The sequence below is a fragment of the Providencia sp. PROV182 genome (assembly GCF_028480325.1).
Lineage (GTDB): Bacteria > Pseudomonadota > Gammaproteobacteria > Enterobacterales > Enterobacteriaceae > Providencia > Providencia hangzhouensis.
The window spans coordinates 217,516-224,896 of record NZ_JAMPOL010000014.1 but is presented as its reverse complement, the minus strand read 5'-3'; the positions used below and the strand labels follow the sequence as shown (position 1 = coordinate 224,896).

Sequence of the window (7,381 nt, the reverse complement as noted above, 5' to 3'; positions counted from 1 at the left end):
GCAGCATTAGAAGTCAGTGTTGCATTCCAAAGCAACAGCGGCGTGGTAAATAAAAAGTACATCGTCTTTGACAATGGCCTACAAGCTGCAATTACAGACAGAACCAATAACCAGCAGGTCGCATTTGATCAGTATTATTATAAAGGGAGTATCAGTAAACAGCAGCCTGGCTACTTCCCTTACAGTGTCGAATTATCCAAGAAAGATGCCGAAGCCATTAAATCAGGGCAATTCAGTAATACCGTGAATGTTTTATTTAGCTATCGTTAGTAAGTTTCAGGTTTGTATTAAGTCAATATCACTTCTATGCGGTGGTATTGGCTTAGCCTAAAATGGCGGAGAGATAATGAGGTTTTTCTGGTTTAAAATTACACAGGCATTTTGTGTTGTTTTTGATGGAATTATTTAATTTAGGGTAGTATTCAATAATTCCCTAATGACTATTTAGGGTCAGCAGTTTGAGATACTAAAGGCGTCTTTTTTTATGTTTTAAATCAAAATGTTATAAGAAATTTTCTACTTTTCCGTTAATACATTTCAATCCAACTCATCCTACATCAAGTATCTATTATTGGTATCTCTTGATTCAATTAAAGCCGTAGAGAATCTGTACCCTTTTATGTTGTGGCTCGCTTACAACAACGTGTGATCGTTATTATACGCTATGTGCTACAGAGACGGTGTTCTTAGATAGAGTGGCTTTTATGTATCCAGGGTCACATTTTGTACATTTACTTGGTGAACTCTTGAAAATATCGCCAATAACGTGTGATTACTTGGTCATAATTTCAAGGCGATTTTGGATGAGATCAATAGAATAGGGATATAAGGGTATTTACGATAATCCCACGAACGATAAATAAACCATGGTCAGTTTTACGGGCGAGAAGTGTTTATTAGGAGATCTTTCATGAAATTATATAGCGAAGATTTTTTTATCACACCGCAGCAGCACATTACAGTTGAGCCAAGGGTACCTCAGCCTATTTTTCCTGAACATACACATGATTTTAGTGAGATCTTTTTGGTAACTCAGGGTATTGGCCTACATGTACTTAATGGGAGGCCTTATACATTATGTCCTGGGATGGTGTGCTATATAAAATCCTGTGATTATCACTTATTTGATAATGTTTCCAACCTCAATTTAACCAATGTACTTTATCGCTCAGACTCCAGTTTTACCTATTTAAATAATATCAGTCATTTTTTTCCGACAGATGCTGAAAAAAACATTTCACATTGGCTCTTAAATAAAGAGCATTACAATAAAGCACAACAAATTATTGATAAACTCAACGAAAGCGATGGCTCTGATCTTGCTTATACTGAAAGCCTTTTTTTGCAGTTAATTGTTAATTTACAAGATGGCCGTTATAACCATATTGGTGAAGGGAATAATGAACAACGTATTATCCAGATGTTACGCTGGCTAAATATGAATTTTACCGAAGATGTCGATTGGGGGCATTTAACCACTCAATTTTCAGTGTCATTACGGACCTTTCATCGTTATATGAAAAATAATTTAGGCATATCACCACAAAATTACTTAATAAAGTTGAGGCTATCAGAAGCTTATTACCAAATTCGTTTTTCAGATAAAACCATTACGGATATTGCATTGGAAAGTGGCTTTAATGATAGTGCATATTTTTCGACGTGTTTTAAAAGTGAGTATAATTTCACACCCCGTGACCTGCGTCATTGCAGTAATTAAAAAAGATCGTAATGATCATCCCTACACTTTTTTGAGGTGATCATGATACAAAGCATTCTTTCGATCAACAGCAGTGATTATTTTATTAGGCCTGAAAATACCGTGACGATAGAAATGCGGGATTCTCAGGAAGATTTTATTGTTCATAGCCATAATTTTAATGAGTTTGTGATTGTTTTTTCAGGAAATGGTTTACACCATTGGAATGGTATTGATTATCCAATTACTTGTGGAGATCTGTTTTATATTAATGCGGAAGATTGTCATGGCTATCACTCAGTAAATAACTTAAAACTGGTTAATGTATTATATAAACCTAATGAGTTTCTCATTAAAAAATCTATTGAAAAGTATGTTCCATTAAGTTATCAGCCGATAACATCTAGGCACTGGAAATTGCCGCCTTCCAGCTTATCAACGTTGACGCCCATTATTGAGAAAATGGCATTAGAATGCCAAAAACCGGATATTCCATCTATTCATCTTTGCGAAGGCCTATTTTTACAGTTAGCTATTTATATTTATCGTTTACGTTATCAGCCAGATCAAGCTCCAATAAGTTTATTACACCAAATGGATCAGCTAATAAACTGTTTAAATTTAAGTATCAATACGTCATTTTCATTAGAAAAATTTGCTCAGGAGCATCAGATGTCTGCGCGTTCATTGCAGCGTTTATTTAAGTCGAAAACAGGAATGACGGTAATGGAATATCTGCAACAATTACGTTTGTGCCAAGCGGCGTTATTATTGCGTAGTACCTCGTTGTCGATTAGTGAAGTCGCTGGGCAATGTGGTTATGAAGACAGTAATTATTTTTCGAGTGTCTTCCATAAAAAAATGAAAATGACAGCAAGTGCATATCGCCGTTGTTTTTTACAAAAAGATAAATTGAGGTAAGTGCTAGCCAATAGACTAGCACTGCCTAGGGGGAGATTAGTCTAAATAAAATACCGACCTTAACTCATCACTGATTGGGCTATTGTCAGGGTTTGATGGCATAATATCCGACATATATTTCCACCATTTTTGGCACACTTCCGTTTGTGCAACGCTATCCCAGCGTTCCTGTGATTCAATTTCCACGTAGCCGAATAATAAATTTCGTTTGTTATCTAAGAAAATAGAATAGTGATGTGCGCCATGTTCTTTGAGTGTCAGCACTAATTCAGGCCAAATTTCATCATGTCGGCGCTGATATTCTTGGTGGGCGTCAGGAGCAATTTGCATCACAAATGCTTTTTTTATCATGGTATCACTCTCTAATAAATCGCTTGATATAATTCAGTGATGTCTTCTAATGTGGCGTCACGTGGATTACCTCCAGTACACACATCATCAAAGGCGGCTTGAGCAAGGGATGGAATATCTTCCAGTTTCATGCCGATCTCACGCAGTTTTTCAGGAATACCAACGTCCTTGTTTAGCGCAAAAACAGCAGCAATGGCGGTATTTCTGGCTTCTTGAAGTGAAAAGGCATCGATATTTTTTACACCCATAGCACGAGCGATATCTCGATATTTTTCCCCAGTATAATCAGCGTTATACGACATAACATGAGGTAATAAAATAGCGTTAGCGACACCGTGTGGAGTATTGTAAAACGCTCCAAGGGGATGAGCCATACCATGAACTAACCCCAAGCCAACGTTAGAAAAGCCCATTCCTGCCATGTATTGTGCTAGTGCCATCGTTTCAACACCTTGCGGGTCGCCCTTAACGGATTGCCGTAACGAATTGCTGATCAACTCAATGGATTTAAGGTGTAGAGCATCGGTAAGTGCCCAAGCCCCTTTCGTGATATAGCCTTCAATAGCATGGGTGAGAGCATCAACGCCAGTTGCAGCCTTTAAGCTTGCAGGCATGGATGCCATCATTGATGGATCAATAATGGCAACAATCGGAATACTATGGGGGTCAACGCACACAAATTTACGGCACAGCTTGTTATCTGTGATGACATAGTTAATCGTGACTTCAGCTGCAGTTCCTGCGGTAGTTGGGATTGCGATAATAGGAACTGCTGGGTTTTGGGTTGGAGCGACACCTTCTAAGCTCACCACATTTTCGTATTGTGGGTTATTGATAATAATCCCAATCGCTTTAGCGGTGTCTTGTGGAGAACCTCCTCCGATAGCGATAAGACAATCTGCATTAGATTGTTTGAAGTGTTTTAGCCCTTGTTGGACGGTATCAATGGTTGGGTTAGGAATAACACCATCATAAATGGCGTAGTCCAACTTAGCGTCATCTAATAATTGGGTGACTTTACTGACTACATTATATTTAACCAGATCCGCATCCGTGACAATCAGTGCTTTGTTAAATTGGCGTTTTTGAATTTCCTCGACAAGGTGGTTAATTGCCCCTTCGCCAAAGTATGAGGTTTCATTAAGTATCATTCTATGGGTCATCGCTGACCTCCCAATCAATTAAAATAAAAAACTGTTACACTAGGCGGCCATTCCCAAGCCAACAATATTTGCCGCTAAGATAATCACTAAACAGCCTAAACATAAAATTCGAACGGGTTTTCTGCCGGTGCCTTTCCATTCTTTTAGCGCTAACCCCACGATACCGCCACACAGAACATAGAAACTCATATGTAGCATCCAGCTCATAAAGCCGTATTGTGATGGGATATTTGCATGTCCCCATGCGTAGAAGAAAAATTGGAAGTACCACATAGCGCCACCCAAAATGGCAAATAAAATATTGCTGACCAGTAGGGCTTTGGGGACAGAGATATCTGATTTGAAAGAGATATCTTTACGATAAATAAGTCTAATAAAACAATAGCCTAAATTGATTAATGCACCGCCACCCATGATGATGACGTAACTTGGTAATGCCACATAAAGAGAAGAAACGCCAAGGGCAGCGGACGCCTCGTGCATAGGGACGGCTGCACTCATTGCGAATGACATACCGGCTGAGAAAATGCCGCACATGACTGCCAGTAATAAGCCTTTTTTCAGGTTGAACTCTTCGGCTTGCACTCCGGTCGCTTTTTCTTTCAGTAACCCGGCATAGGAAACGATGGCAACCCCAAGAACAGCCACAAGGACGCCAAGAATTGTTAATTTTCCACCCGTAGAGGCAATCAATTCGCCAAATGTGCCTTGAATAATTGGGGTCATTAATGTACCAACAATGAGCGTAATACCAATGGCAATTCCGATGCCCATTGACATACCTAAATAGCGCATAGTCAGACCATAGCCAATATTACCCACCCCCCACATAGCACCAAATAAAAAAACGGGGATCAGAATATTTGCACTAAAAGAGCTGTAGTAGGCCCAAAAGTCAGGAAGTAAAATATAACTGATGGTCCAAGGTAAAATAATCCAAGAAAAAATCCCGGCAATGGACCACATAGTTTCCCATGACCAGTTTTTAACTTTTTTTAATGGTGCGTAGAAGCAAGCCGCCGAAGCTGCGCCGACAAAATGCCAAAAAATACCGAGTAAAATTCCACTGCCCATGAACTATTCCTCACTGTTTATTATCGTTTTAATTTCTCTGTGGAAGGGAAGGCCTATCCACAGAGAAACAGGCTTTATTTCAATGCATCAGACATTGGTGTGACATTGAATCGCTTGGCAAGCGCAATCAGATTCTCTGTTGAAATAGTTTGTTTTTTACCGCCCATCGAGAGAACTTTGACAAGTATCTCAGCGGATTTTTCTGCGGTATCAATTAAACCAAAAGCGTCATCTAAGGTTGGGCCGGAACCAAAAATTCCATGGAATGGCCAAAGTACTAAGCCATGTTGTTTCATTTGTTCCGCTGTTTCTAAGCCGATGCCATCTGTGCCAGGCACCATCCATGGCAGCACACCGATACCATCAGGGAAAACAACCAAACATTCGGTACTCATTTCCCATAAATGACGCGTGATGGATGCACTATCGAGCGGTAAAACATAGCTTAGCGCAATGATATTGGTTGCATGGCAGTGCATGATGACGCGGTTAGCGCCATTAGTGGCTTGCATACGTGTGATATGTGATTGAAAGTGAGCAGCAAATTCCGAGGTTGGTATTGCACCATTCACAAAGCCCCAAACAATATGGTAACCCTGACCTTCATTATCGATACGAACTAGACCCAAGTTATCTGCAGGGTCTAAGGCAACATTACGGAAAAATTTACCAGAACCTGTGACAATAAAATATTGGTTTGCTAGCTCTTTAACCGGTTCAGTTGTTTCGATATAACGCGGGTCAGCGTGAAAAGTGTGTTTAAATGGAGCAACATCGTCTTCAGTTAGTCGTAAGCTCACATTACCGCCATTACGTTCATCCCAGCCTTTGAGCCACATATCGCTGGTGGCTTTTATCATCCCTTGGACAAACCAAGATGTCAGAATATCTTGCATACAATTTACCTTAACGTGTTAATAATGTTGATTTTTCGTATTGTTTAACTTCATCTAACCATTTTTCGCCTACAGGAACATTGTTGCGTTCGCAGTATTCATCCCAAACAGCTTGCCATGGCAGGCATTTTTGTTCTTCCAATAGCGCGAGGCGAGCTGTGAAGTCCCCTTCTGCTTCGAGTTGACGCAGTCTTGCGGTTGGTTCAAGTAAGGCGCGTAGTAACGCTTTTTTCATATTGCGAGTCCCAATGACCCACGCAGCAATGCGGTTAATCGATGCGTCAAAGAAATCGAGACCAATGTGCACACGGTTTTTTAAGTTATGGCGAATGATTTCATTGGCAATCGCTTGAGTTTCATCATCAAGTAAAATGACGTGGTCACTGTCCCAACGCACAGGACGGCTGACGTGCAATAATAGGCGTTCAACATAAGGAATGACGGCTGAAATTTTGTCTGAAATAACCTCGGTTGGATGGAAGTGGCCGGCATCTAAACATAATGCGGTTTTACGTGTGATGGCATAGCCCAAATAAAACTCACTGGAGCCTGCGGTGTAAGATTCGGCACCAATACCGAATAACTTACTTTCGACGGCATCGATATGATATTTAATATCAATTTTTTCACTGATAATTTCATCCAATGACTCGACTAACCGTTGGCGTGGCGCATAGCGGTCGACGGGGAGATCTTTCATGCCGTCAGGGATCCAAATATTCATTACGGAAGCACTATTTAATGACTCGCCAAAATACGCAGAAATACGGCGACAAGCTTGTCCATGGCCAATCCAATAGTCTCTAATTTCCTTATTACTGTGAGTTAGCGTCGCTTCGCTACTGAGTGGATGGGAAAAATAAGAAGGGTTAAAATCGAGCGCGATATGGTTTTTTTTCGCCCAATCAACCCAATTGGCAAAATGGCGAGGTTCAATTTCATTACGTTCGACGGCGGTATCAGCTTCGAGATAAAGAGCGTGCAGGTTAACGCGTTTAGGGCCAGGAATTAAGCTCATTGCTTTATCCATGTCTGCGCGTAATTCAATCGCATTGGTCGCTTTGCCGGGGTAATTACCTGTAGCTTGAATACCACCGCTTAAAGCGGTTGCAGATTTTTCAAAGCCAGCTACGTCATCTCCCTGCCAGCAATGCATCGATACAGGCAAGTCAGCCATGGCTTGCATCGCCAGTTCAGTATCGATACCAAGGTCAGCAAAACGTTGTTTGGCAATAAGATAACTTTCTTTGTAATTAGACATGAAATTTTCCTTATAA

General features: G+C 40.5%; 7 protein-coding genes and 1 pseudogene. 3 read left to right on the top strand and 5 right to left on the bottom strand.

Annotation, left to right across the window (positions count from 1 at the left end; genetic code table 11):
- The 3 genes and pseudogenes from PR834_RS13765 to PR834_RS13755 form a co-directional block, all read left to right on the top strand.
- A pseudogene (locus PR834_RS13765) lies at nt 1-270 on the top strand (hypothetical protein); the annotation flags it as partial.
- Between the two features lie 640 nt (nt 271-910).
- Nucleotides 911-1,720 carry an HTH-type transcriptional activator RhaS gene (rhaS, locus tag PR834_RS13760; protein ID WP_096865091.1) on the top strand — a complete coding sequence of 270 codons (810 nt, stop codon included), beginning with the start codon at nt 911-913 and terminating at the stop codon, nt 1,718-1,720.
- Nucleotides 1,721-1,762: 42 nt separating this feature from the next.
- Entirely contained in the window at nt 1,763-2,620 is an 858-nt protein-coding gene (locus PR834_RS13755) for a helix-turn-helix domain-containing protein (protein WP_096865090.1), read from the top strand.
- Between the two features lie 36 nt (nt 2,621-2,656).
- On the opposite strand, the gene rhaM is transcribed toward PR834_RS13755, so the two are convergent.
- The 5 genes from rhaM to PR834_RS13730 all read right to left on the bottom strand — a co-directional run bounded on the left by rhaM (nt 2,657) and on the right by PR834_RS13730 (nt 7,365).
- Nucleotides 2,657-2,971 (bottom strand): L-rhamnose mutarotase, encoded by a 315-nt coding sequence (gene rhaM, locus PR834_RS13750; RefSeq protein ID WP_096865089.1) that lies wholly within the window; start codon nt 2,969-2,971, stop codon nt 2,657-2,659.
- Nucleotides 2,972-2,982: 11 nt separating this feature from the next.
- A complete protein-coding gene (gene fucO / locus PR834_RS13745) occupies nt 2,983-4,134 on the bottom strand; it encodes a lactaldehyde reductase (RefSeq protein ID WP_272525327.1) in 1,152 nt (383 codons plus the stop codon).
- Nucleotides 4,135-4,173: 39 nt separating this feature from the next.
- The gene (gene rhaT / locus PR834_RS13740) at nt 4,174-5,208 is read right to left on the bottom strand and encodes an L-rhamnose/proton symporter RhaT (RefSeq protein ID WP_004259701.1); all 1,035 of its coding nucleotides are present in this window, start codon (nt 5,206-5,208) and stop codon (nt 4,174-4,176) included.
- 74 nt (nt 5,209-5,282) lie between these two features.
- The gene (gene rhaD, locus PR834_RS13735; RefSeq protein ID WP_004259698.1) at nt 5,283-6,104 is read right to left on the bottom strand and encodes a rhamnulose-1-phosphate aldolase; all 822 of its coding nucleotides are present in this window, start codon (nt 6,102-6,104) and stop codon (nt 5,283-5,285) included.
- 10 nt (nt 6,105-6,114) lie between these two features.
- Nucleotides 6,115-7,365, bottom strand: a complete 1,251-nt coding sequence (locus PR834_RS13730) for an L-rhamnose isomerase (RefSeq protein ID WP_004259694.1) — start codon at nt 7,363-7,365, stop codon at nt 6,115-6,117.
- Between the last annotated feature and the right edge of the window lie 16 nt (nt 7,366-7,381).

Coding starts and splice junctions, on each gene's coding strand:
- rhaS (WP_096865091.1), top strand. CDS start 911: ATGAAATTATATAGCGAAGATTTTTTTATCACACCGCAGCAGCACATT.
- PR834_RS13755 (WP_096865090.1), top strand. CDS start 1,763: ATGATACAAAGCATTCTTTCGATCAACAGCAGTGATTATTTTATTAGG.
- rhaM (WP_096865089.1), bottom strand. CDS start 2,971: ATGATAAAAAAAGCATTTGTGATGCAAATTGCTCCTGACGCCCACCAA.
- fucO (WP_272525327.1), bottom strand. CDS start 4,134: ATGACCCATAGAATGATACTTAATGAAACCTCATACTTTGGCGAAGGG.
- rhaT (WP_004259701.1), bottom strand. CDS start 5,208: ATGGGCAGTGGAATTTTACTCGGTATTTTTTGGCATTTTGTCGGCGCA.
- rhaD (WP_004259698.1), bottom strand. CDS start 6,104: ATGCAAGATATTCTGACATCTTGGTTTGTCCAAGGGATGATAAAAGCC.
- PR834_RS13730 (WP_004259694.1), bottom strand. CDS start 7,365: ATGTCTAATTACAAAGAAAGTTATCTTATTGCCAAACAACGTTTTGCT.